Source organism: Stutzerimonas stutzeri, assembly GCF_051028275.1.
Taxonomy (GTDB): domain Bacteria; phylum Pseudomonadota; class Gammaproteobacteria; order Pseudomonadales; family Pseudomonadaceae; genus Stutzerimonas; species Stutzerimonas stutzeri_AS.
The window spans coordinates 4,094,997-4,118,042 of the sequence record NZ_CP069269.1 but is presented as its reverse complement, the minus strand read 5'-3'; the positions used below and the strand labels follow the sequence as shown (position 1 = coordinate 4,118,042).

At 61.1% G+C, this 23,046-nt stretch carries 24 protein-coding genes; 17 read left to right on the top strand and 7 right to left on the bottom strand.

Annotation, left to right across the window (positions count from 1 at the left end; all coding sequences use genetic code 11):
• Positions 1-140: 140 nt before the first annotated feature.
• From JQR87_RS19160 to JQR87_RS19130, 7 genes are all read right to left on the bottom strand, one after another.
• Positions 141-2,237: a flagellar biosynthesis protein FlhA gene (locus tag JQR87_RS19160; RefSeq protein WP_407294210.1), complete on the bottom strand. Its 2,097-nt coding sequence runs from the start codon at positions 2,235-2,237 to the stop codon at positions 141-143.
• Positions 2,234-3,370 carry a flagellar biosynthesis protein FlhB gene (gene flhB / locus JQR87_RS19155; protein ID WP_407294212.1) on the bottom strand — a complete coding sequence of 379 codons (1,137 nt, stop codon included), beginning with the start codon at positions 3,368-3,370 and terminating at the stop codon, positions 2,234-2,236. The genes JQR87_RS19160 and flhB overlap by 4 nt, the downstream gene beginning before the upstream one ends.
• Positions 3,363-4,142, bottom strand: a complete 780-nt coding sequence (fliR, locus tag JQR87_RS19150; RefSeq protein ID WP_407297888.1) for a flagellar biosynthetic protein FliR — start codon at positions 4,140-4,142, stop codon at positions 3,363-3,365. The genes flhB and fliR overlap by 8 nt, the downstream gene beginning before the upstream one ends.
• Before the next feature lie 20 nt (positions 4,143-4,162).
• Positions 4,163-4,435, bottom strand: a complete 273-nt coding sequence (locus JQR87_RS19145) for a flagellar biosynthetic protein FliQ (protein ID WP_019342009.1) — start codon at positions 4,433-4,435, stop codon at positions 4,163-4,165.
• A gap of 943 nt (positions 4,436-5,378) precedes the next feature.
• Positions 5,379-6,134 (bottom strand): flagellar type III secretion system pore protein FliP, encoded by a 756-nt coding sequence (gene fliP, locus JQR87_RS19140; protein WP_407294214.1) that lies wholly within the window; start codon positions 6,132-6,134, stop codon positions 5,379-5,381.
• Positions 6,131-6,502 (bottom strand): flagellar motor switch protein FliN, encoded by a 372-nt coding sequence (fliN, locus tag JQR87_RS19135; RefSeq protein ID WP_046163473.1) that lies wholly within the window; start codon positions 6,500-6,502, stop codon positions 6,131-6,133. The genes fliP and fliN overlap by 4 nt, the downstream gene beginning before the upstream one ends.
• The gene (locus tag JQR87_RS19130) at positions 6,499-7,338 is read right to left on the bottom strand and encodes a FliM/FliN family flagellar motor switch protein (protein ID WP_407297890.1); all 840 of its coding nucleotides are present in this window, start codon (positions 7,336-7,338) and stop codon (positions 6,499-6,501) included. Before JQR87_RS19130 ends, fliN begins: the two co-directional genes overlap by 4 nt.
• 435 nt (positions 7,339-7,773) lie before the next feature.
• On the opposite strand from JQR87_RS19130, the gene JQR87_RS19125 reads away from it, so the two are divergent.
• The 17 genes from JQR87_RS19125 to JQR87_RS19045 all read left to right on the top strand — a co-directional run bounded on the left by JQR87_RS19125 (position 7,774) and on the right by JQR87_RS19045 (position 22,327).
• A complete protein-coding gene (locus JQR87_RS19125) occupies positions 7,774-9,159 on the top strand; it encodes a sigma-54 dependent transcriptional regulator (protein ID WP_407297892.1) in 1,386 nt (461 codons plus the stop codon).
• 28 nt (positions 9,160-9,187) lie between these two features.
• Entirely contained in the window at positions 9,188-9,508 is a 321-nt protein-coding gene (locus JQR87_RS19120; protein ID WP_407294215.1) for a flagellar hook-basal body complex protein FliE, read from the top strand.
• Positions 9,509-9,528: 20 nt separating this feature from the next.
• A complete protein-coding gene (fliF, locus tag JQR87_RS19115) occupies positions 9,529-11,208 on the top strand; it encodes a flagellar basal-body MS-ring/collar protein FliF (protein WP_407294217.1) in 1,680 nt (559 codons plus the stop codon).
• Positions 11,180-12,247 carry a FliG C-terminal domain-containing protein gene (locus JQR87_RS19110; RefSeq protein WP_407294219.1) on the top strand — a complete coding sequence of 356 codons (1,068 nt, stop codon included), beginning with the start codon at positions 11,180-11,182 and terminating at the stop codon, positions 12,245-12,247. The genes fliF and JQR87_RS19110 overlap by 29 nt, the downstream gene beginning before the upstream one ends.
• Positions 12,248-12,253: 6 nt before the next feature.
• The gene (fliH, locus tag JQR87_RS19105) at positions 12,254-12,952 is read left to right on the top strand and encodes a flagellar assembly protein FliH (protein ID WP_407294220.1); all 699 of its coding nucleotides are present in this window, start codon (positions 12,254-12,256) and stop codon (positions 12,950-12,952) included.
• A 1-nt stretch (position 12,953) separates the two neighbouring features.
• On the top strand, positions 12,954-14,285 hold the full coding sequence (gene fliI / locus JQR87_RS19100; RefSeq protein ID WP_064481201.1) for a flagellar protein export ATPase FliI: 1,332 nt from the start codon (positions 12,954-12,956) through the stop codon (positions 14,283-14,285).
• Positions 14,282-14,707 (top strand): flagellar FliJ family protein, encoded by a 426-nt coding sequence (locus JQR87_RS19095; RefSeq protein ID WP_064481202.1) that lies wholly within the window; start codon positions 14,282-14,284, stop codon positions 14,705-14,707. Before fliI ends, JQR87_RS19095 begins: the two co-directional genes overlap by 4 nt.
• A 213-nt stretch (positions 14,708-14,920) precedes the next feature.
• Entirely contained in the window at positions 14,921-15,196 is a 276-nt protein-coding gene (flgM, locus tag JQR87_RS19090) for a flagellar biosynthesis anti-sigma factor FlgM (RefSeq protein WP_407294223.1), read from the top strand.
• Complete coding sequence (gene flgN / locus JQR87_RS19085; protein ID WP_407294224.1) at positions 15,193-15,633, top strand: flagellar export chaperone FlgN; 441 nt, start codon at positions 15,193-15,195, stop codon at positions 15,631-15,633. The genes flgM and flgN overlap by 4 nt, the downstream gene beginning before the upstream one ends.
• Positions 15,634-16,110: 477 nt before the next feature.
• Positions 16,111-17,418: a flagellar filament capping protein FliD gene (gene fliD, locus JQR87_RS19080; protein ID WP_407294226.1), complete on the top strand. Its 1,308-nt coding sequence runs from the start codon at positions 16,111-16,113 to the stop codon at positions 17,416-17,418.
• Positions 17,415-17,813, top strand: coding sequence for a flagellar export chaperone FliS (fliS, locus tag JQR87_RS19075; RefSeq protein WP_407294228.1), 399 nt, complete (start codon positions 17,415-17,417; stop codon positions 17,811-17,813). Before fliD ends, fliS begins: the two co-directional genes overlap by 4 nt.
• Positions 17,797-18,117, top strand: coding sequence for a hypothetical protein (locus tag JQR87_RS19070; RefSeq protein ID WP_407294230.1), 321 nt, complete (start codon positions 17,797-17,799; stop codon positions 18,115-18,117). Before fliS ends, JQR87_RS19070 begins: the two co-directional genes overlap by 17 nt.
• On the top strand, positions 18,117-19,298 hold the full coding sequence (locus JQR87_RS19065; RefSeq protein ID WP_407294231.1) for a flagellar hook-length control protein FliK: 1,182 nt from the start codon (positions 18,117-18,119) through the stop codon (positions 19,296-19,298). Before JQR87_RS19070 ends, JQR87_RS19065 begins: the two co-directional genes overlap by 1 nt.
• Before the next feature lie 36 nt (positions 19,299-19,334).
• Complete coding sequence (locus JQR87_RS19060; protein WP_407294233.1) at positions 19,335-19,796, top strand: flagellar basal body-associated FliL family protein; 462 nt, start codon at positions 19,335-19,337, stop codon at positions 19,794-19,796.
• 10 nt (positions 19,797-19,806) lie between these two features.
• Entirely contained in the window at positions 19,807-20,541 is a 735-nt protein-coding gene (locus tag JQR87_RS19055) for a FliA/WhiG family RNA polymerase sigma factor (protein ID WP_407294235.1), read from the top strand.
• 2 nt (positions 20,542-20,543) lie between these two features.
• The gene (motA, locus tag JQR87_RS19050; RefSeq protein ID WP_407294236.1) at positions 20,544-21,416 is read left to right on the top strand and encodes a flagellar motor stator protein MotA; all 873 of its coding nucleotides are present in this window, start codon (positions 20,544-20,546) and stop codon (positions 21,414-21,416) included.
• Complete coding sequence (locus JQR87_RS19045; protein ID WP_407294238.1) at positions 21,413-22,327, top strand: OmpA family protein; 915 nt, start codon at positions 21,413-21,415, stop codon at positions 22,325-22,327. The genes motA and JQR87_RS19045 overlap by 4 nt, the downstream gene beginning before the upstream one ends.
• The last annotated feature ends 719 nt before the right edge of the window (positions 22,328-23,046 follow it).

Below are 23,046 nucleotides of genomic sequence, written 5' to 3'. Positions count from 1 at the left end.
CACGGCTGCGGCATCGTCTCCTGATCTTTCGCGAGCAAGCTCGCTCCTACGGGAGCAGCCCCTTGGGCGAGCTCCGCACCTGTAGGAGCCAGCTTGCTGGCGATCCCCGGCCTGACGCGTCACGCGGGCCGCTGGAACAGTTAACCCAGCGTGCCGAGAATGTTCACCCCAACCCGATCCGGAATCTCGTTCTGCGACAGCACGTGCAGCCCTGGGCTGAACACCCGTGCGTAGCGCGACAGCAGCGGACGCAGCTGTGGCATCACGGTGAGGATCGGTGGGTGACCGTCTTTGCGCAGCTTTTCCTTCACCACCGGCATGCTGTTCTGCAGCTGGTTGAGCAGGCTCGGTTCCACGGGAATGTTGTCCAGGCTGACCTGACCGGCCTGCTGAGCGATGGCAAGGGCGTTGAGCAGGGTGTTCTCCAGCGCATTTTCCAGGACGAAGACCGCCAGTTCGCGACGATCCCCGGCAATCATCGAAACGATGCTGCGGCGCAGGGCATAACGCACATCCGCAGCCAGCAGCACCGGGTCTTTGGTGGTTTCGCTGCATTCAAGCAGGGTGCTGGCGATGGTTTCGATGTCACGCAGCGGCACCTCTTCCAGCAACAGCTGACGATACACCCGCATCTGTTGGGTGTAGCTCAGTGCATTCTTCAAGCTTTCGGCCAGCTTGGGTGCCTGAAGGGTCAGGCGCTGCATCAGGTGCTCGACGTCGTCATGCTTGAACAGGTCTGGCAGGTGCTCGCGCACCACCTTGTTCAGGTGCGTGGCGACCACGCTGGCGCAGTCGATAACCTGATAACCGAGGTTCAGCGCGCGGGATTTGTCCGACGGTTGAATCCAGACCACCTGCATGCGGTACGCGGGGTCAGTGCCGAGAATGCCATCGATCTCGCCATAAAGCTCCGGCGACGGAATCGCCATCAGACGGTCGGCGTGCAGCTCGGCGCCGTCAATCTTTTCGCCATTGATGTAGATGTCGTATTGCGAAGCCTTGAGCCGCAAGCTGTCGCGGATCTGCACTTCTGGCAGCAGGAAGCCCAGATGCTCGGACAAGGTTTGGCGCACACCACGCACCCGAGCCGGCAGCGGCGCACCGGAAGCTTCATTGACCAGACCGACCAGCTTGTACCCCAGCGAAATCGACAGCCGCTCGACCAAGGGAATGTCTTCCCATGCCAGCGTCTGTGCCTTTTCCTTGTCCATCGCCTGGCCGATGGCCTGGATTTCCTTGAGATCGGCGCCAGCGGCCGGTGGCTCATGCAGCGACACCCTCCAGCCAATGAAGCCGATCAGCGCGGCAAAGCCGATGAATGCCAGGTGCGGCATGCCGGGCACCAGACCGAGCACGAAAAGAATGCCGGCTACGGTGTACAGCGAGGCCGGGTTGGCCAGCAGCTGACGCTGGACCTGGCTGGTGATGTCGCTGGATTCGTTGATGCGGGTGACGATGATCGCCGCCGCGGTGGACAGCAGCAACGCAGGAATCTGGGCGACCAGGCCGTCACCGATGGTCAGCAAAGCGTACTGCTTGAAGGCTTCACCGGCTGCCAGATCGTGCACGAACACGCCGATGGCGAAGCCGCCGAACAGGTTGATCAAGAGGATCAGGATGCCCGCAATGGCGTCGCCGCGGACGAACTTGGAGGCACCATCCATCGCGCCGTAGAAGTCGGCTTCCTTGGCCACTTCCTGGCGGCGGGCCTTGGCTTCATCGTTGCTCAAGAGGCCGGCGTTGAGGTCGGCGTCGATGGCCATCTGTTTGCCCGGCAGGGCGTCCAGGGTGAAGCGCGCGGTCACTTCCGAGATCCGCTCGCCGCCCTTGGTGATGACGATGAAGTTGATGATCATCAGGATGATGAACACCACCAGGCCGACAATGAAGTTGCCGCCGATCACCACCTCACCGAAGGCTTCGATCACCTTACCTGCCGCACCCGTGCCGGTATGGCCTTCGAGCAGCACCACCCGCGTGGAGGCGACGTTGAGTGTCAGGCGCATCAGCGTGGTGATCAAAATCACTGTCGGGAACAGCGAGAAATCCAGCGGGCTCTTCGATGACACACTGACCAGCAACACCAGGATCGACATGGCGATGTTGAAGGTGAACAGCACGTCCAGCAGCTGCGGCGGCAGCGGCAGGATGATCATCGCCAGAATCGACAGGATGATCAGCGGAATCCCAATCCGACCGCTGCTGAAGGTCGGGGTCAGTTTCTGAATCAGGCTCATGATCGGGCTCGGTTGAACAATTCTTCGGGAATGTGCATGTCAGTCGCCAGCTTGGGCTTGGCCCGGCGGCCTTGTTTCCAGGCCTTGAGCTGGAGGATGTAGGTCAGCACGTGGGCCACTGCGGTGTAGAGCGGCGCCGGAATCTGCTGATTGACCTGTGTGCTGAAGTAAATCGCCCGCGCCAGCGGCGGCAGCTCGACCACCTCCAGGTTGTTGGCCTGGGCCAGCTTGCGGATGTACAGCGCCGTTTCATCGACACCGCGCGCAATGACGAAGGGTGTTTCGGCCTTCTTCGGGTCGTACTTGAGCGCAACGGCATAATGCGTCGGGTTGACGATCACCACGTCGGCATCCTTGATCACGCGACTGATCTGCCGCTGGGCCAGCTGGCGCTGCAGCTGCTTGATCCGCGCCTTCACTTCGGGTCGGCCTTCCTGGTTCTTGTGCTCTTCCTTGCGCTCCTGCTTGGTCATACGCATCTTTTTCAGGAAGAAGAAGCGCTGCAGCGGGATATCGATCAGCGAGAACAGCAGAAAGACCATCAGCAACACGATCGCCAGATCGAACGTCAGCGAAAAGGCACTTCCGATGGCGTTGCTGATGTCGCTGCGTTGCAGGGCGATCAGCTTGGGCGCAGCGTAATAGAGCTGGCCGACGGCAACGCCGAGCAGGGTGGCGATCTTCAGGAGTGACTTGAGCAGCTCGGCCCAGTTCTGCGCGCCAACCATCCGCCCCAGGCCGGAAATGGGGTTGAGTTTGCTGAACTTGGGAGCGAAGTTCTTGGACGCGAACACCCAGCCGCCCGGTACGAGCGCGAAGGCGATCACCAGTATAGGGGTCACCAGCAACGGCAACAGCACGGCGATGAACACCAGCAGGTTGTGGGTGAGGATGAGTTGCAGGTCATCGAGCGTCATCTCGCTGTGATGAAAGTTGATGTACGAATAGCTGAACGCCTGCTGCAAGCCATCGAAAAAGAAGCCGAAGCTGAACTTCAGCACCAGCAGCGTCGCCAGCAACGAGACGGTGGTCGCGACGTCCTTGGAGCGGGTGACCTGGCCATCGTCGCGACTCTTCTTGAGTTTCTGCTCGGAGGCCTCTTCTGTTTTGTCCTGGGTGCTGTTCTCAGACATTGCGGCCGCTCCGCAAGATCTCACCCATGTTGCCCAGCAGCTCGCGGGTCAGGTGCAGGTAGGCTTCTGACAGATTCGGCAGGGTCAGGTAGATCAGCACCAGCCCAGCGATGATCGCCATGGGAAAGCCTAGCGAGAACAGGTTCATCGCCGGCGAAATGCGGTTGAGCAAGCCAAAGCAGAACTGCACCAGCGTCATGCAGAAGACGATGGGCAGGGCGATCAGCAGCGCGGCGGAAATCACCCAGCTCAAGGACAGCGCAATGGTCTGCAGTCCGTCGAAATGAATGCCACTGCCGATCGGCCAGAAGATAAAGCTCTGGTAGATGATGGTGACGATCACCAGATGGCCGTCAGTGGCGAAAAACAGCAGTGCCAGCATGATGAAGTACAGCTGGTAGACGATGGAGGCCGAGGACACGCCGTTCATGGGGTCGTTGAACACGGCCATGGACAGGCCCAGCTGCGTCGAGACGATGTCACCGATCAGCGTGAAGACCGTGAACACCAGCATCAGCGCCACGCCCAGCAACAGGCCCATGGCGATCTGCTCCAGCGCAGTGAGAATGCCCTTCATGGACAGCGGGTCGATAGGCGCGGTCGGCGGCAGGGCGGCGGTGAGTACCACCGTCAGGGCGATGGCCAGCAACACCCGCACGCGGATGCTCAACGATTTATGACTGAACATCGGCGCCAGGCTGAACACGGCCATGATCCGGCAGAACGGCCACCAGTAGCCCAGTAGCGTCTGCAGGTACTGACCGGCCTGCACGATGGGTTCGTTGCCCACGGCTAGCCGACCAGCCGCCCGGCTTGGGTGAAGGTTTCGATGAACAGGTCGCTGAAGGTGCGCAGGATCCAGTGCCCGGCGAACACCAGCATGCCGAGGGTGATCAGCAGGCGTGGGAGGAAGCTCAGCATCTGTTCGTTGATCTGGGTGGCGGCCTGGAAAATGCTGATCAGCAGGCCACCGAGCAGGCTCGGCACCACCAGCACGCAGACCACCAGCACGATGACGTGGATAGCGTTGGAGACGATGTTGACGGCGGTGTCGGGGGTTAGCATGGGAGCACCTGGGAGGTGATACAGCCGCTACAGGTCGCGGCGAGCCGGTAGTGGCTTTGGCCTCGGGTGTAATGGCTCTTTGTTGTGGTTGGCTGAGGCAGTGGTTTCGCCCTGCTGGGCGAGTCCCTTTTGGCAGTCGCCCCAAAAGGAACCAAAAAGTCTTGCCCCTGCATGCGGGTCTCGCTGCGCTCGACTTCCCTCGCTCCGGTGGCGTTCCAGGGGCCCGCCGCGAAGGGCCATCCCTGGCCCATCGCGGCTCTCGCGGCATCCATGCCGCTCAACCCCTTCCACGCCACCTGCGCTCGGCCTTCTGAAAGGTGCGATTCGGTGGCGTCTGATGAGCCGTGCGATGACGCGTTTACAGAGTCCTTATGTAGCGTGGGTAATGCGAAGCTTACCCACCGGTTTTCGCCGGCAACGTTCGATACCGATCGCGGCGACGATTGCGGTGGAAAATGCTTCGCAGTTTTTCGCCCTACGAACTTTTGACCGCCGTTGATTAGGTGACCTCGGCTCGAAACGATTCCTGGCTTTTCCATTGCACGGCCTGCCAGACGACGCCGAACGCCCCTTTCAGGAGGCCGAATGGAATCGCTGCGCAGAGGGGCGAGCGGCATGGATGCCGCGAGAGCCGTGAAGGGCCACGGATGGCCTTTGCGCGGCGACCCTCGGAGCAGCGATGGAATGAGGGAAGTCGAGCGCAGCGAGACCCGGATGGAGGGGCAAGCGTTTTTGGTTACTTTTTCGGCGTTTGGAAAAAGTGACTCGCCGTGCAGGGCGAAACCTGTAGCCCCAGCCGAGGAAAGCGCGGCGTTATACGAAGAGGTACGAGCCGCCAGCTTGTGATCGCAAGCAAAGACTAGGCGTCCCCCTACGCTCCTACGAAAAGCGACAGGCCGTTCAGCGGTTAAGGCATAAGGAGAGCGACTGTTCACGGCGCCCCCTAAAACGGCTGGATACTGGTGGTCAGGGTCCCCATCAACAACGCCCACCCATCCACCAACACAAACACCATCAACTTGAATGGCAGCGAGATCATCATCGGCGAGAGCATCATCATGCCCATCGCCATCAGTACGCTGGCGACCACCAAGTCGATCACCAGGAACGGCACGAAGATCATGAAGCCCAGCTGAAACGCAGTTTTCAGCTCACTCAGCACGAACGCCGGCAGCAGCAGCGAAAAGTCCAGATCGTCGAGGTTCTCAGGCACTTCTTCGCCGGCCAGGGCAACCATGGTTTCCAGCGAGTTCTTATTGGTCTGCGCCAGCATGAAGCCCGACAGGCTGTCCTTGGAGACTTCCAGTGCCTGCTCCAGGCTGATCTCGTCGTTCTGGAACGGCTCGAAAGCGGCGTTATGGATTTCCTGCCACACCGGGCGCATCACCAGCAGAGTGACGATCAGCGCGATACCGACCAGCACCTGGTTCGGTGGGCTCTGCTGCAGGCCGATGGCCTGGCGCAGGATGGCCAGCACGATGATGAAGCGGGTGAAACAGGTCATCATCATCAGCATCGCCGGCAGGAAGCCCAGCAGCGTCATGATGATCAGGATCTGCAGCTTGATGCTGAATTCCTGGCCGTTCTCCGTATCGTTCAGGTTGAACAGCGTGATTTCGCCGTTATCGGCCAGGGCTGCCAGCGGAAACAGGCTGATCAGCAACAGGCACAGCAGCGACAGCCCGCGGCGCAGCTTCATTGCGTCAGCGCATCCAGGCCGACACCGGAAAGCTCGACGATACGCAGCCCGTAGCTGCCGTTCATCACCACCACCTCGGCCTTGGCGAACAGGGTGCCATTGACCTTGACGTCCAGCGGCTCGCCAGCAACCTTGTCGAGCACGATGACGCTGCTGGTATCGCACTCCATCAGTTCTTTCAGCGAGATTTCGGCGGACGCCACTTCCAGCGTGACGTTCACCGGGATCTTGCCGAAGAAGCTGAGGTCCTGGCGGGGCGCCTGTGGCTGGGGGGCAGGTGCAGCCGCTGGCTCGTCGGTGCCGTCGAGGCTCAGGTCGCCCTCGTTGATGAGGTTCTCGAATTCGTTGTCGGACAGTTGACCGGTCATTGGGATTTCACGCTTTCAAGTGAAGTGAGGAACAAGGCGCCGTCTTCTTCGAAGACAGTCCCCCGATAGAGCTTCTGCTGGTTGATCCGAACTTCGTAACGGTCCAGCGGGCGCACCATGAGAATGTCGTTGAGCTGCAGGCCGAGCACCTGCGACAGCGGCATCTGTACAGAGGCGACTACGCAATCCAGGCGCACCGGCAGATGCTTGATGTGATCCACCGGGTTGCCGGTCAGCCGAGCAGGCAACGGGCCGGCTAGGCGACTTGTGAGTTCATCGACCAGATCGGTATTCAGATAAATGAAAACCGATGAGCGGCTATTGGTCAGGTGGCTGATATATTCGAACTCAGCGACATACTCCCAAGTGGTTTCTTCGTAGTCGTTTTCGTAGCGTTCGAGTTCGCCGAATGTTTCGCCGGATAATACTGAGCGCGCAAAGATATAGGTCAGATCCAGGCCCAAGCGATCGCGCATCCGTTGTTCGGAAGTGCTGATCGGTGGTGCTTCCTGGCTAGGCACTATCGTTCCGCCGTAATAGCACTCGAGTGCCTCGGTAAGCAGTGCCCGGTCAATAGAAAAGCCAACTTTCCCCATCGGCGATCTGTAGATACATTCCGGTGTTTTATTTGCCGGCTCCTGCACATCAACTTTGCTCAGCTCCAGGCTGATCCGGTAATTGCGCAGAAAGTAATCGCCAATCAAGCGGGGATTCTTGTTGGTGGTTTCCTTGATGAACTGTGGAATCTTGTGATGATGCCGGCCAAGCTTCTGCGGTTTTAATACAGTCAGGCTTTGGGCGGGCACGCCATGGTGGACTTTTGAATTGCCAGACATGTTGTGAACGGTAGTTCCTGGTTCTTGCACGACGGGCAGGTGCCAATCGTGCGGGTATAAGCAGAAGAAGGTTTGGCCAGGGCGGGTGTGCGATGCCTGAAGTCACGGGCACGGCTCTAGCGTGCCGCCAGTCTAGGCTTGGGCGCGAGGAAGAATTAAATCAATAGGTATCAATTGATCTTTTTTGAGATCACTGATGAGCTTTTGATTTTAATTTAGCGGAACTGATTAGGCAGCTCCAGGTGGGGTTGTTAGCGTGCGCGCAATGGTTTCGAGGACAGTCGAGCGTGGAATCCCTCTTGTATGGCGAGTTGGACAGACAAGGCGACTGAAGTTCCGAAAGACTTAAATAATTTTTTAGCGAATCCGGCGTTGTGCTCGAGCAACAGGCGTAACAACGCCAAGGTGGTCACATTGAATAGTGTCAGTCATGCAATGAACTACTCCCGCGATGAGCTTTACGCTCCGGCGCCGGCGCGCAAGAAAATCCTTATTGTCGGGGATTCCGCAGAGCCGGGTTGCGAGTTCCTTGAAGCAGGACTGCGCAAGGAGGGCTGTGCGGTATTTTCCTATGCTGGTCTGAATGATCTGGATAATGCCGCGCTGAAGGGCGCATCGCTGGTTTTCATTGTTATCAGTGGCATGCAACAGCCCGCTTTATATACGCAGGTCGATTCATTGATTCGCCGCGGGCGCTCCATCAGCGTTATCCCCGTCGTCCAATACGCCGATCAGGAAAAGGCTGCCGCCTTACTTGAACTGGGATGTGTCGATTACTTGTTGTCGCCATTCAGCGAAGGCCAATTAAGCGCATTGTTGCGTCGACAGGAATTCGCTGACGCCGCACAGGAAAGTTTTGTTTCCTGCTCTCAGGCGGGTCGTCGCCTTCTGGCCATGGCGCAGCGCGTATCGCTGACCCGGGCGCCCATTCTGATAACCGGTGAAACCGGCACCGGCAAGGAGCTGATGGCGCGCTATATCCATCGTTTCTCGGCCAGCGCCGATGCGCCTTTCATCGCCGTGAACTGCGCGGCGATTCCTGAGCAGATGCTCGAATCGATTCTGTTCGGCCATGAAAAGGGCGCTTTTACCGGCGCGGTGACGGCCCAGCCCGGCAAGTTCGAGCTGGCCAATGGCGGCACCCTGCTGCTCGATGAGATCGGTGAGCTGCCGCTGGGATTGCAAGCCAAGCTGCTGCGCGTGCTCCAGGAGCAGCGTGTGGAGCGCCTCGGTGGGCGCAAGGAAATCGAACTCAACGTGCGAATCATCGCCGCCACCAACCGCGACCTGCAGGTGGAAGTGGCGCAAGGGCGCTTCCGCGCCGACCTGATGTTCCGTCTCGACGTGCTGCCGCTGCACATCAGCCCGTTGCGCGAGCGCAAGGAAGATGTGCTGCCGCTGGCTCGCCGCTTCGTCGCCAAGTATGCGCCGCAGGAAGCCGACGAGGAGCTGTTCACCAGCGATGCCTGCCGCGCCCTGCTGCAGCATGACTGGCCGGGTAACGCTCGTGAACTGGAAAACACCGTGCAGCGCGCTTTGGTACTGCGCAACGGCCTGTTCATCCAGCCGCAGGATCTTGGCCTGGCCGCACCGGCACAAGCCGAAGCGCGTGTCGAGCGGCTGCCGCTGCCCACGGTCGAGACCGGCAAGGCGGCCCTGCGCGCCAGTGGCAAGTGGGCCGAGTACCAGCATGTTATCGACACCATCCGCAAGTTCGACGGGCATAAGACCAAGGCGGCAGCGAGCCTTGGCATGACCTCACGCGCCTTGCGTTACCGCCTCAATGCCATGCGCGAGCAGGGCATCGAGCTGAATTTCTGATCTAAACAAGGCAAGGGGAGAGCCAGCGATGAGTTCAATCACTCAGGTACAGCAGGACCTGCTGGGCCGGATGCAGCAGCTCCAGGGTGTCGCCTCCGGCGCGACCATCAGGCCGGCTGACCAGGCGGCGCCCGATGCGGGCGGGCTGTTCATGGCGGCGATGCGGTCGGTCGATGCCCAGCAACATCATGCCAGCGCTGCGGTGGCCGCGGTGGACAGCGGCAAGAGTGACGACCTGGTGGGCGCGATGATCGACAGCCAGAAGGCCAGCGTGTCGTTTTCCGCGTTGCTCCAGGTGCGCAACAAACTGACCACGGCGTTTGACGACGTCATGAGAATGCCGCTTTGATCCGGCGTGAGAGCTAAGACGTGCTGCAGACAATCAAAAGCAAGCTGCCTGCCGGCGGCCTCCAGCTAGACCCACGGGTGATGCTCGCGGGCATGGCGGTGATCGCCGCCGCGCTGGCGGTGGCCGTGGCCTTTTACCTCTGGCGCGACAATGGCTCCTTCCGGCCGTTGCATGGTGCAGGTGAAGCCTTTCCGGTCGCCGAGGTGATGCAAGTCCTCGATGCCGAGGCCGTGCAATACCGCATTCATCCACAAAGTGGGCAGATCCTGGTGCGTGAGGACCAGCTGTCGCGCGCGCGGATGCTGCTCGCAGCCAAGGGTGTGAAAGTTGCACTGCCGGCCGGCTACGAGCTGTTCGACAAGGAGGAGCCGCTGGGCACTAGTCAGTTCGTGCAGGACGTGCGTCTCAAGCGCAGCCTGGAAGGCGAGCTGGCCCGCACCGTGATGTCGCTCAAAGGCATTCAGCACGCCCGTGTCCATCTGGCCCAGGAAGAAAACAGCTCTTTCGTGGTCAGCAAGCGCGCACCGACCAAATCCTCGGTGATGGTGCAGCTGGAGCCCGGTTACAAGCTCAGCCCCGATCAGGTGGGCGCGATCGTCAACCTCGTGGCCGGCAGCGTGCCTAACCTCAAGCCCGAAGATGTCGGCGTGGTCGACCAATATGGCGCACTGCTGTCGCGCGGCTTGAACGTGGGCGGTGGCCCGGCGCAGAGCTGGGGAGCCGTAGAGGATTATCAGCGGAAGGCGGTGGCCAATATCGAAGAAGTACTGGCGCCGGTGCTGGGCAGCGGTAACTACCGTATCAGCGTCGCGGCAGACATCGACTTCAGCGAGAAGGAAGAAACGCTGCAGTCTTACGGCGAAACCCCACGTCTGCGTCGCGAAGTGCTGAGCAACGAAAGTGCGCTGGATCAGCTCGCGCTCGGCGTGCCTGGCTCCTTGGCGAACCGGCCAGTCGCCCCGCCGAAGGAAGGCGAAGAGGCCAAGCCGGCCGAGGGCGAGACCAAGGGCGCAACGTCGCTGCGCGAAGAATCCACCCGTCAACTGGACTACGACCAGACCGTGATCCATGTAAAGCACGCTGGTTTCGCCCTGCGCCAGCAGAGTGTGGCTGTGGTGCTCAACGCTGCAGCCGCGCCAGAAGGTGGCTGGAGCGATGAGGCCCGCGCTGAACTTGAAGCCATGGTACGCAGCGCCGTCGGCTTCAAAGAGGCGCGCGGCGACCTGCTGACGCTCAGCGTGCTGCCCTTCGCCGCGGTTGAAACCGTCACCGAAGAAGTGCCGTGGTGGGAAAACAATCAGGTGCACGCCCTGGCCAAACTTGGTGTTGCCGGCCTGATTGCGCTGCTGCTGTTGCTGATCGTGGTACGTCCTGCCGTTCGCAGCCTGACCCAGCGCAATGCGCCAGCCCAGAATGATCCGGTTGCACTGGAAGGCACTTTGGCGGCTGCGCCGGGGCCGACGCCCATCGAGGCCGAGACGCGCGCCGCACTGGCCAGCCCACGGCCCAGCGGTGACGGCATACATGTATTCGGCGAACTCAATCCGCTCTCGGAAATTCGTCTGCCGGCGCCTGGTTCGGGGCTGGAGCTACAAATCGAGCATTTGCAGATGCTCGCCAAGAACGACCCGGAACGTGTTTCGGAAGTCATCAAGCATTGGATAGGCCGCAATGAAAGAGACCTCAACCCAGCCAGCTGAGTCGGTTACCGGCTCGAGCAGAGAGATCAAGGCACGCCCGGTGCAGTTGCGCTCGGTGAGTTCGCTGGATCAGGCGGCCATTCTCATGCTGAGCATGGGTGATGACATCTCTGCCGGCATCCTGCGCAATTTCTCGCGAGAAGAAATCATCAGCATCAGCCAGGCGATGGCGCGTCTGTCCAACGTCAAGCAGCCGATGGTTTCCGATGTCATCAGCCGCTTCTTCGATGATTACAAGGAGCAGAGCAGCATCAAGGGCGCCTCGCGCACGTACCTGTCGGGCATGCTGGGCAAGGCGCTGGGCGGCGACATCACCCGTTCGCTGCTCGACTCCATCTACGGTGAGGAAATCCGCGCCAAGATGGCGAAGATGGAGTGGCTCGACCCCAAGCAATTCGCTGCGCTGATTGCCAAGGAGCACGCGCAGATGCAGGCGGTATTCCTCGCTTTCCTGCCACCGGGCATGGCCACCGACGTGCTGGAGTGCATGCCGGCCGAGCGTCAGGACGAGTTGCTCTACCGTATCGCCAACCTCAACGAGGTCAACAGCGACGTTATCGCTGAGCTCGAGCAGCTGATCGACCGCAGCCTGCAAGTGCTGTCGAATCAGGGCTCGCAGGTGCGCGGCGTGAAGCAGGCGGCAGACATCATGAACCGCTTCAAGGGCAACCGTGACCAGATGTTCGAGCTGCTGCGCGCGCACAACGAAGAGCTGGTCGGCAAGATCGAAGATGAAATGTATGACTTCTTCATCCTCTCGCGACAGAACCAGGACGTGCTGCAGACGCTGCTGGAAGTGATCCCGCTGGAGGAGTGGGTGGTCGCCCTCAAGGGCGCCGAGCCCGCGCTGGTCAAGGCCATCCAGGGCGCGCTGCCCAAACGGCAGGCGCAGCAGATGGAATCGATCAATCGTCGCCAGGGCCCGGTGCCATTGTCGCGGGTCGAGCAGGTGCGCAAGGACATCATGGCGGTGGTTCGCGAGATGTCTACCGATGGCGACCTGCAGGTTCAGTTGTTCCGCGAACAGACCGTCGAGTAAGCGCCGATGAGCATCAAGATCATCAAGGGTGAAGGCCGTTCCTGGCGCCCGTTCCGCTTTCCGCCTCGCGTACGCTCGGCGGCCGAGTTGGCCGACAGCGTAGCCGGCGACCCGGCCGCGTTGCAGCGGGCCGTCGCCGATGGGTTTCAGGAAGGCATCGACAAAGGCTACGAGCAGGGACTGGAGCAGGGGCGTGAAGCCGGGCATCGCGAAGGATTCGAGCGTGGCGTCGAAGACGGCAAGTCGATCGGGCGTGAAGAAGGTCGTGTCATGGGGCGCCGCGCATTTGACGAGGCGGCCCGGCCACTGGATGAGCTGGTCACGCGCTTCGAGCACTTCCGGCAGGAGTTCGAACAGGCGCGTCGTGAGCAGCTGCTCGAGCTGGTGCAAAAAGTCTCCAAGCAAGTGATCCGCTGCGAACTGACCCTGCATCCGACACAGTTGCTGACCCTGGCCGAGGAAGCCCTGTCGGCCATGCCAGGCGATCAGGAAGATGTACGTATCCTGCTCAACCCAGAGGAATGCACGCGGATCAAGGAGCTGGCGCCCGAGCGGGCGGCGGCTTGGCGTCTGGTTCCGGATGAGAAGCTGGCGCTTGGCGAATGTCGTGTGGTGACGGCTCAGGCCGAAGCCGATATCGGCTGCCAGCAGCGTCTGGATTCATGCATGGACACGCTGGCCGAACACATCAAGGCGGAAGCCTAAGATGTCCCTGCGCGAGAGCTTCCGGCTCGATGAGGCGTTGCGCTCGCTGGATACGGTACAGCTGGCGAAGGTCAGTGGCCGGCTGGTACGCGTCTCCGGCATGCTGCTGGAAAGCCTCGGCTGCCAGCGCATGACCGGTCAGCGCTGCTTTGTCGAACAGGGCGATGGCAGCATGCTCGAAGCGCAGGTGGTTGGCTTCAACCGTGATATCACCTACCTGATGCCGTTCAAGAAGCCGGTTGGGCTGACCTCCGGCTCGCGCGTGTTTCCGGCACCGGACGACGCCAAGCTGCATATCGACGAGTCCTGGTTGGGGCGCGTGGTCAATGGCCTCGGCGAGCCTCTGGACGAAATGGGCAAGCTCAGCGGGCGCGATCCACTGCCGACCGAGCTGCCCTCGGTCAATCCGCTCAAGCGCAAGCCGGTCAGCGAACCGCTGGACGTCGGCGTGCGGGCCATCAATTCCATGCTCACGCTCGGCAAGGGCCAGCGCGTCGGCCTGTTTGCCGGTTCCGGCGTGGGCAAGAGCGTGCTGCTGGGCATGATTACGCGGCAAACCAAGGCCGATGTGGTGGTGGTCGGGCTGATCGGCGAGCGCGGTAGAGAGGTGCAGGAGTTTCTCTTGCATTCGCTGGGCGAGGAGGGCCTGAAAAAGGCCGTGGTGGTGGTCGCGCCGGCCAATGAATCGCCCTTGATGCGCCTGAAGGCCACCGAGCTTTGCCACAGCATCGCCGCTTATTTCCGCGATCAGGGCAACGATGTGCTGTTGCTGGTCGATTCGCTGACCCGCTACGCCATGGCCCAGCGTGAAATCGCCCTGGCGCTCGGCGAACCGCCGGCGACCAAAGGCTATCCGCCGTCGGTGTTCGGCATGTTGCCGGAGCTGGTTGAAAGCGCGGGCAACGGTGCCAACGACAATGGCAGCCTCAGCGCGCTTTACACGGTGCTGGCTGAAGGCGATGACCAACAGGACCCTATCGTAGACTGCGCGCGGGCGATTCTGGACGGGCACATTGTGCTGTCGCGGCGATTGGCCGATGCCGGGCACTACCCGGCCATCGACGTCTGTGCCTCGGTCAGCCGCTGCATGAGCCAGGTGGGCCAGCCGCCGCACCTGGGTGCGGCGCGCCAGCTCAAGGAGTTCTACAGCACCTACGAGAAGATCAAGGAGCTGATCCCGCTGGGCGGCTACAGCCCGGGCGCGGATCTGAAAACCGACCGCGCCGTGAAGCTGGCACCCACCATCGAGCGCTTCCTGCGCCAGGAAGTGGGCGAGGCCGCGGAGCTGGAAACCAGTCTTGCCATCCTGCAGAGCATCATCAAACAACCATGAAGCAGCAGATCGAAACGCTTACGCGCCTGGCCAGCCTGCGTGGCAACCGGGTCAAGCAGATGCTTGGGCAGGTTCAATACCAGCAGAACCTCTGTCAGCGCTATCGCAACAACATCACCGGCCTCAGCCGGCTCTGTGGTTTCTCTGTGCCGATGAGCACACCGCTACAACGCGACAACCAGCAGCGCTACAAGGCCACGCTGTACAAGATGGTCGAGCTGCAGCGCCGTGAGCTGGCTGTGGCCGAGCAGGCACTGGTGCGTATCCAGCAGGAGCTGCTGCAGGCCATGCGCAGCGAGAAAGTGGTGGAGCATGTGATCGACGCCAAGATGCAGCAGTGGCAGCAACTGCTGATGGCGCAGGAGCAGAAAATTCAGGACGGTCTGGCGGCACAAACGTGGTGGCGCAACCAGATTGCCTGACGGTGCTCGGGCTATCGTAGGAGCCAGCTTGCTGGCGATCACGGCGCCCCGTAGGCTGATTGGCAACAGCGCTCAGCGTCCTCGGTGCTGCCGATGTCGAAGGTCGCATTACGGGATAACCGCGCCACTCGTCCGTCCGTTTGCAAAAAAGATTTAAGTAATCCGCCCAAGCGGTCGCTTGTTAGGCAGTAACCACTGAGTTGGAACGAAATCATGGAAATCAGCCGGCAATTCAAGCCCGCCATCGCAATGCCCACCGAGACCGCTCCAGCGCGTCCGGCCAGCGCTCGCGCCACCGTTCAGCCGACAGCCCGCCCGGCCGCAAGCCTGCCGCTGGAGCAGATGCACGACGCGCTGCGCGCCATGCCCGAAGTTGATCTGGACCGGGTAGCAGCCATCAAGCAAGCGCTGCAACGCGGCGAGATCTCCACGGATGTGGGTGATTTGGCCAGCAGCATGCTCAGCTACCACCGCGGAAACGATGCGTGAGCCAGCGCGAAAAGCTGTTGGCAGTCGTCGATGACGATCTCCAGCAGGATTGCGGCGACTACCTCGCCTTGCGCGAACTGATGCAGGAGCTCTACGGGCGGCTGCTCGAACGTGACGTCCCCGAGATCGATCGCATCAATCTGCAAATCACCGTTCGTGTAGAAGCCATCGCCGCACGCGCCCAGCGCCGCAGCAAGGTACTGGCGGCGTTCGGTCTGGAGACCTCCGGTGTGGGCATGCGCCGCCTGTTGGCCAGCTGCTCGGGTGAGCGTGGCGAATCCCTTCAGCAGCATTGGCGGCAGGTCGGGGATCTTGCGACGCAATGCCAGCAGTTCAACGAGCACAACGGCAAGCTGCTCGCCATGCACCACGACATTCTCCAGCAACTGCTCGCCGGTGGGCAGGACGCTCGGCTCTATTCGCCACAGGCATACTGAGGCGCAACAAGTCCCTCCCGCTTATCGATCCTGCTCCGCTGGATCGCCAGCAAGCTGGCTCCTACGAAAGGCAGCGCGTGCCGTTGACTATGGGCATGCGATCGCCGCTGGATAGCCGCTCCTGTAGAAGCCAGCTTGCTGCGAGCCACGTCAGGTCAGGCGTGCGCTGCGGCTCCAATTCCCACTTGATTCAATTCACGCAGCATTGCCCCAGTGCCTCGTGAGTGCGCTGCTTTGTCGCCACTCACTCAAAGAATTAATCCTTTTCGTTTACTCCTTTAACTACCTCGCCTTTGACGTCGCCTTTATAGACAGATGTTCCGCCACCGCCCAAGGCGGAAACGGTGCTTCCCCGTTTCCTCGTCTTGTCGCGTTGCGGAAGCCTTTTTTCTGCATGTGCTTCGCTGAGAAGCCCGATTCAAGGGGGCTCCAGACCTGGCATGCAATCTGCTCTACAAACTTCAAGAGGGGAAGGTAATGGCTATAAATTCCGATTACGTACAGCAGATGTCGACGCAGTTGGCGACCTACGAGGTTCAGTCCTCGCTGGATCGGCTTAACCGCAACGAGGCGCGTTACAAGGCCCAGCGCGACGCGCTGAGTTCGTTGCGTACATCGATGACGACCTTCAAGTCAGCTATCACCAAGCTCAACAGCAGCACATCGAGCATGCTGACCAACAGCGCGACCTTCAGCCAGGAGGGCTACGCGACGGCGACCGTCGGCGCCACCGCGAAGGCCGGCACCTATGATTTCTTTGTGGAGCGCTTGGCCAGCAAAAAGCAGGTTGCTGTACAGGGTCTGGTGGATGGCAGTCTGAGCGGCACCCTGACGCTGGACGCCCAGGCCTTCGACCTGAGCCAGTACGCCACGCTGAGCGATGCCGCCACAGCGATCAACAACGCTGGTCTTGGCGCGCAGGCGACGCTGGTACGCAGCGACGGTGCGGTCAGCCTGGTGGTGACGAGCGAGCAGTCCGGCGCGGCCAATGGTTTCAGTCTTTCCATGACGGGTAATGCCGCTGCGACCACGACTGAGCTATCCACCGCACAGGACGCCTTGCTTCGTCTGGGGGGTAGCTACGGCGCCGGCGGCATCGAGCTGACCAGCGCCAGCAACACCTTCACCAATGTCATCGATGGCGTCAGCCTGACCGTAAGCAAGACCCATACGGCGACTGACACACCCTTGACTGTCACAGTGGGTCAGGACAAGGCCGGGACCCAGGCCAAGGCGCAGACCTTCATCGACGCCTTCAACGCCCTGATGAGCAGTTTCGATTCGCTGACCGCCAGCGGCAGTGACCGTGACAAGCGTGGCGCCCTGGCGGGCGACTCCAGCGTGCGCTCCATCGAGAGCCGCCTCAACGGCCTGCTGCGTTCCGACTTCGGTGGCAAAAGCCTGATCGAGTTCGGTATCAGTGCTGACCGTAACGGCAAGCTGACGATCGACGCCAAGCGCTTCGAAGCCGCTGTCGCAAACGATCCTGCGGGATTCGAGGAACTGTTCACCGGTACGGACAAGCTGCTCGACAGCATGGACAAGACCGTCGCCAGCTACACCAGCAGCACCAACGGCCTGCTGAAAAACCGCATGGACACGCTGGACATGAGCCTGCGCCGCATCGACGAGCAGTTCGAAACGCTCCAGCAGCAGTACGACACCCATTACAGCCGCTACCTTCGGCAGTTCACCACCATGATGCAGACCATGCAGAGCATGGAGCAGACCAGCGGGATGTTCTCGATGCCAACCCCATCGCAAGCTAACGGATTGTTCTCATGAACAGCTATCACCCTAACGACAGCTATGACAGCTACCGCTCGGTAGACCTCGAAGCGCGTGCAGCCTCGGCTTCGCCATACGAACTGGTGCTGGTGCTGATGGACGGCCTGCTGGACGAGCTGGCCCGTGCCCGCGGCCACATCGAACACAAGCGCTACCAGCAGAAAGGCATATCGCTGGAAAAGTGCATGAACATCCTCAACGGCCTTAACGGTGCCCTCGATGAAGAGGGCGGTGGTGAGGTGGTTCAGGGGCTGTCGCGGCTATACGAGTACTGCATCTATCGACTCTCGGATGTGAGCGTGTCGCTCTCGCTTGAAGGGCTGGACGAAGTGATCAACCTGCTCGGGATTCTCCGCGAGGGCTGGGAGGGCGTCAGTGCCGCCCGTAAGTGACCGCGAGCGCCTCATGGCGCTGCACAGCGAATTGCAGTCGGCGTTGCAGAGCGATGACTGGACTGCTGTCGCCACGGTTGACGCGGCGATCCGTCAGTGCCTCGAAACACTGGCCGGGCTTGAACTGGACGAGCCGACGCACGCCGCCAAGAACCGCCTCAAGCAGCTTCACGGGCAAGGCCTGCAAGCTTGCGCCGACGAGTGCGAACGCCTGCGCCTGCTGTTGTTGAACCACCTTGAATATGCGGAAGGGCGTGCCGCCTATCAGCGCATTGATATGTTCCAAGCCGGAGACAGGGGATGATGATCCAGTCGATTTCAGCAACGCGTGCCGCTGCGGCAAGTGGGGAATCCTCACTGCCGGTGGCCGCTCGTGCGAGCCAGGGTGGGCAGGCCACAGCCGGCCGGGCGATGGCAGACGATGCCATGCGCGGCTTTGGTGAGCGCATGCTGCTGGCGTCGACCGCTGACCAGGATCTGGCTTCGCAACTTGCTGACCCCTCGCTGCAAGGTGCTCTGCCGGTGTTGACTACCGAGCCGGGCCAGGCGCTCCGGGCTGGCGGCAGTGCCAGTCAGGGCAGTGAAACACCCCAGGAGCTCACGCCTGAACAATGGCTGCTGGGCATGCTGGATCAGCAGCTTGCCGCCATCCAGGCACGCGACGCGCAAGCCGGTAACACGTCCGGGCCAGTGCCGCGGGTGTTGTCGGACTCGGTCACATCCGCAGCCGATGATGTGTTGATCGGATTGCCGGGTCAGGCTCAGTTTCCCCAGGCCGTGGCAGAGGCCGCTCCGGTCGATCCGCTGGCCACACTGATGAGCGCCGGGGTTCAGCGCGGCCTTGCCGAGGTCAGTCCGCTGGTCGCGGCCATGTCCAAGCCCGGCGCAGATATGGGCGTTGCTCAACCTGCCGGCGTCGCGGTCACGTCGCTGGACGCTACGCAAACCACCACGCTGGATTCGCTACTGGACGCCGTTGAGTCGCTTGAACCCGGCGAGCCGATGAACACAGCGGCCGAGCGCGGGCAAGCCGCACCGCTGCAGTCGGCTGATCGCGCGCTGAAACTGCAGGCGCCAGAAGCCAAATGGGGCGAGCAGATGTTGCACGCCCTGCGCGAAAACGTGGATCTGCAAATTCAGCAGAAGATTCAGAGCGCCACCATCCGCCTGGATCCGCCAGAGCTGGGCAGCATGGAAATCCTGCTCAGTCACGAGTCAGGCCGGCTTAGCGTGCAGCTGTCAGCGGCAAATGCCGACGTGGCGCGTCTGCTGCAACAGACCAGCGATCGCCTGCGCCAGGAACTGGTGGGCCAGCATTTCGTTCAGGTCAACGTACAGGTCGGCGCGGACGGAGGTGGTCAGCAGGGCCAACCGCGTCAACGCCCAGTGCTGGCCGGGGAAGAGGCACCCCTGGCGGCCCGGCCGCAGGAGCAGGAGCCGGACCGAGATAGCCGCCGCCCCCGTGACGTCCTGGTAACGGTTTGACCCGATTCAACCTAATTAGCCATTTGTGAGTGTGTTATGTCGACGCCCCGTATTGTCCTGCTGATGCTGTTGCTCAACGTGCTGACCGTTGCCGGTGGCGTTGGCGCCAGCTACTGGCTGCTCAAGCCAGGCCTGGAAGGCTCCAGCCCGGAAGAGGTTGCAGAGGCTGAACCGGTCGAGCCTTCGGAATATGTCTTCTTTCCGGTGGATAAAGTGATCGTCAGCGTGCGTGGCGAAGGCCGTGAGCACTACTTCGTGCTTGATCTGGCGCTGCAGGCGGATGCGTCGAAAGAGCCGCCTAAATTCGAGCAAGCCGAGCCGATTGTGCGTAACTCGGTGGTGGGTTACCTGTCGTCCCTGCCGTTCGATGAACTGCGCGGGCTGAAGATCGGTGAGTTGCAAGAGCGTCTGGAGACAGCGCTGTTCGCCGACTTCGCGAGCAAAAATGCAGCGGTGCCCTTCAAGCACGTGCTGGTCAACAAGCTGATCGTGCAGTAAAGGCCACGCCATGAGTGCCACTTGCCCCATCGACTACTACGGCGCTACGCCGGCTGCCCCCTCGGTGTTCGCGCCGGCGGTCGAGCAGCGCTGGCTGATGCAGTACCTGCCTCTGGTCAAGCGGATCGTTCGCCAGCTGTCACTGCAGGCCAATCAGGTGCTCGACCGAGAGGACATGGAACAGATCGGCATGATGGGGCTGCTCGAAGGTCTGCGCCGCTACGGCGAGCCGGATGAAGGCTTCGGTAAGTTCGCTTCCCTGCGTATCCGTGGCGCCATCCTCGATGAATTGCGCCGCCAGGACTGGCGCCCACGCCAGGTCCGCCAGCAGGCACACAAGGTTCGTGATGCGATCCGGGATCTGTCGCGTCAGCTGGGCCATGAACCCAGCGATGAGGAAATCAAGGCCCACACCGGTCTCGATGAAAAGGAATACCAGGAATTTCTCTGCGCCGATTCATCCGAGGCCATCGAAAGCCTCGACGAGCTGTTGCAGAGCGGTCACGAACATTTTCCGGACACCACCGAGCTGTTCGAGGAACGCCTGATCAAGGAGCGTGTGCTGGCGCAGGCGCTGGCGCGGCTGGACGAGCGCGAACGCTTGGTACTAACGCTGTATTACCAGCATGAACTGAGCCTGAAAGAAATCGCCTTGGTGCTGGAAGTCAGCGATGCCCGGGTCTGTCAGCTGAGTAAACAGGCAATCGGCAAAGCCTGCCGATTCCTAACCGAGAGAAGTCAGTAGTCATGCAAAAAGTATTAGGCGCGTTGATCATCATCGGTTGTGTGCTGGGCGGGTACGCCATGGCCAACGGAGATATGCGGGTGCTTTGGCAGCCAGCCGAAGTGGTCATCATCCTGGGTGCCGCGCTCGGCAGCCTGGTGGTAGGCAACCCCAAGGAAGTACTGATCGAAATGCTTCATCAGATCAAGGACGTCTTTTCCTACAAGCGCCGGGGTGAAGAGTTTCAGCGCCAGTTGCTGATGCTCCTGTATGAGCTGTTGGAAATGGTCGACGTCGGCGGTCTCAAGGTGCTCGATTCGCATATCGAGGAACCGGAGCAGAGCGAGCTGTTCGTCCGCTACCCGTTGATCCTTCAGGAAAAGAACCTGATGGCCTTCATTGCGGACAACTTCCGCCTGATGGCCATGGGCAAGATCAGCGCCCACGAACTGGAGGGCTTTCTCGAACAGGAGCTGGAGGCCATGGAGCATGCGCTGCTTCAGCCGGCGCGCTCGCTGCACAAGATCGGCGAAGCCATGCCGGGCTTCGGCATCCTCGCCGCGATCATGGGCATCATCATCACCATGGGCAGCATCGGCGGCAGCGTCGCGGAAATTGGTGCCCACGTGGCTGCGGCTCTGGTCGGCACCTTCCTCGGCATCTTCTTCTGCTACTGCCTGATGGACCCGCTGTCCAACGCCATGAGCCAGCGCATCAAGACCGAACTCTCGGCCCTCGAATGCGTACGGACCACGCTGGTGGCTCATGTGGCCGGCAAGCCTACGCTACTGGCGGTGGACGCTGGTCGTAAATTGATCGAGCAGGACGTCAAGCCGGCCTTCAAGCAACTCGAGAACTGGGTCAACCAGTACGAGGAGCAAAGGGACGCCGCATGAGGAGCAGGGACAAGAGCAAGGGCGGCGGCGAACACGAGATCATCATCAAGCGCCGCAGCAAGAAGGGGCATGGTGACGAACACGGTGGTGCCTGGAAGGTGGCCTTTGCCGACTTCACTCTTGCGATGATGGCGCTGTTCATGGTGCTTTGGATCATCCAGCCGCAGATGGAACAGTCCAACCCTTCATACGGCGAAATGCAAAGCAATCCTTTGGTTGACGGCGGCGCCGGTATCTTCGATGGCACCAGCACGTCACCGCTTGAACTGGACGGCGTACCGGTGCGTCCACCGCAAGCTGACGAAACCGATCGCAAGGTCGAGAAAGGCGATCAGGACGGTAGCCATAACTATGGCTCGACCGAGGAGTTGAAGAAGCTCGCTGAGCTGATGCGCGAGGTGGCAAGCGAAGTCGATGCATTGGCCAACCTTGAAGTGGACGTGGTCCCGCAGGGACTGCGCATTCTCATCAAGGACGACCAGCAGCGCTTCATGTTCCAACGCGGTAGCGCGACCCTCAATCCGCATTTCCAGAAGCTACTGGGCGTGCTCGCCGGCGTGCTGGCCAAGGTTGATAACAAGCTGATCATCAGCGGCCACACCGATGCCACGCCGTATCGGCAGAAGAATGGCTACAACAACTGGAACCTGTCGGGGGACCGTGCTCTGCGTGCGCGTAATGCGCTGGTCGAAGCCGGTCTCGGTGAGCGGGCGGTGCTGCAGGTGACTGCTCAGGCTGACGTCATGCCGCTGCAACCCGAAGATCCTCAAAGCGGCGCGAACCGCCGTGTGGAGATCCTGTTGCTGACCGCTTCGGCCGAGGCGCTGTACAAGGAACTCTTCGGTGACAGCTACGGCAAGGTTCGCTTTTCCGAAAGCGGGGCGAGCTATAGCGGAGCGGCTGCGGATTAACAAGCAACGGGGCGCCTGTCGCCGCGGATGATCGCAGCGGTTGCTCCACATCGGGAACAAACGCGCTCCTGGTAGGTGGCAAGGGCAGGCCCGGTCAGCAGGAAGAACGCGTCGGTTTTCGTAAAGCAACTCGCAACTTGTAGGAGTCAGCTTGCTGGCGATTGAGCGTTTACGGAGACCGGCGCCTTGGCGTTCGCAGCACCTTGATCGCGAGCAAGCTCGCTCCTACAGGGTGGGCAAGGGAAGGCTCCGGCGGTAGGAAGAACGCGTCGGTTTCGCAAAGCAATTTGCAACTTGTAGGAGCCAGCTTGCTGGCGATTGGGCGTTTGCTGAGAGCGGCTCCTTGGCGTTCGCAGCACCTTGATCGCGAGCAAGCTCGCTCCTACAGGGTGGGCAATGGAGGCTCCGGCGATAGGAAGAGCGCGTCGGTTTTCGTAAAGCAATTTGTAACTTGTAGGAGCCAGCTTGCTGGCGATCGGACGTTTGCTGAGAGCGTCTCCTTGGCGTTCGCAGCACCTTGATCGCGAGCAAGCTCGCTCCTACAGGATGGGCAACGGGCGGGCCTGGTCGGCAGGAAGAACGCTTCGGTTTCGTTCAGCGACATGCCATTTGTAGGAGCCAGCTTGCTGGCGAATGGCATCGCATCGGTGCGGGATCACGCGTGCGCCTTCACTGGTTCAAGGCGCGGGTATTCATCACTAGGCTAGGATTGGGTGCAG

Coding starts and splice junctions, on each gene's coding strand:
- JQR87_RS19160 (WP_407294210.1), bottom strand. CDS start 2,237: ATGAGCCTGATTCAGAAACTGACCCCGACCTTCAGCAGCGGTCGGATT.
- flhB (WP_407294212.1), bottom strand. CDS start 3,370: ATGTCTGAGAACAGCACCCAGGACAAAACAGAAGAGGCCTCCGAGCAG.
- JQR87_RS19145 (WP_019342009.1), bottom strand. CDS start 4,435: ATGCTAACCCCCGACACCGCCGTCAACATCGTCTCCAACGCTATCCAC.
- fliP (WP_407294214.1), bottom strand. CDS start 6,134: ATGAAGCTGCGCCGCGGGCTGTCGCTGCTGTGCCTGTTGCTGATCAGC.
- fliN (WP_046163473.1), bottom strand. CDS start 6,502: ATGACCGGTCAACTGTCCGACAACGAATTCGAGAACCTCATCAACGAG.
- JQR87_RS19130 (WP_407297890.1), bottom strand. CDS start 7,338: ATGTCTGGCAATTCAAAAGTCCACCATGGCGTGCCCGCCCAAAGCCTG.
- JQR87_RS19125 (WP_407297892.1), top strand. CDS start 7,774: ATGAACTACTCCCGCGATGAGCTTTACGCTCCGGCGCCGGCGCGCAAG.
- JQR87_RS19120 (WP_407294215.1), top strand. CDS start 9,188: ATGAGTTCAATCACTCAGGTACAGCAGGACCTGCTGGGCCGGATGCAG.
- JQR87_RS19110 (WP_407294219.1), top strand. CDS start 11,180: ATGAAAGAGACCTCAACCCAGCCAGCTGAGTCGGTTACCGGCTCGAGC.
- fliH (WP_407294220.1), top strand. CDS start 12,254: ATGAGCATCAAGATCATCAAGGGTGAAGGCCGTTCCTGGCGCCCGTTC.
- fliI (WP_064481201.1), top strand. CDS start 12,954: ATGTCCCTGCGCGAGAGCTTCCGGCTCGATGAGGCGTTGCGCTCGCTG.
- JQR87_RS19095 (WP_064481202.1), top strand. CDS start 14,282: ATGAAGCAGCAGATCGAAACGCTTACGCGCCTGGCCAGCCTGCGTGGC.
- flgM (WP_407294223.1), top strand. CDS start 14,921: ATGGAAATCAGCCGGCAATTCAAGCCCGCCATCGCAATGCCCACCGAG.
- fliD (WP_407294226.1), top strand. CDS start 16,111: ATGGCTATAAATTCCGATTACGTACAGCAGATGTCGACGCAGTTGGCG.
- fliS (WP_407294228.1), top strand. CDS start 17,415: ATGAACAGCTATCACCCTAACGACAGCTATGACAGCTACCGCTCGGTA.
- JQR87_RS19065 (WP_407294231.1), top strand. CDS start 18,117: ATGATCCAGTCGATTTCAGCAACGCGTGCCGCTGCGGCAAGTGGGGAA.
- JQR87_RS19060 (WP_407294233.1), top strand. CDS start 19,335: ATGTCGACGCCCCGTATTGTCCTGCTGATGCTGTTGCTCAACGTGCTG.
- JQR87_RS19055 (WP_407294235.1), top strand. CDS start 19,807: ATGAGTGCCACTTGCCCCATCGACTACTACGGCGCTACGCCGGCTGCC.
- motA (WP_407294236.1), top strand. CDS start 20,544: ATGCAAAAAGTATTAGGCGCGTTGATCATCATCGGTTGTGTGCTGGGC.
- JQR87_RS19045 (WP_407294238.1), top strand. CDS start 21,413: ATGAGGAGCAGGGACAAGAGCAAGGGCGGCGGCGAACACGAGATCATC.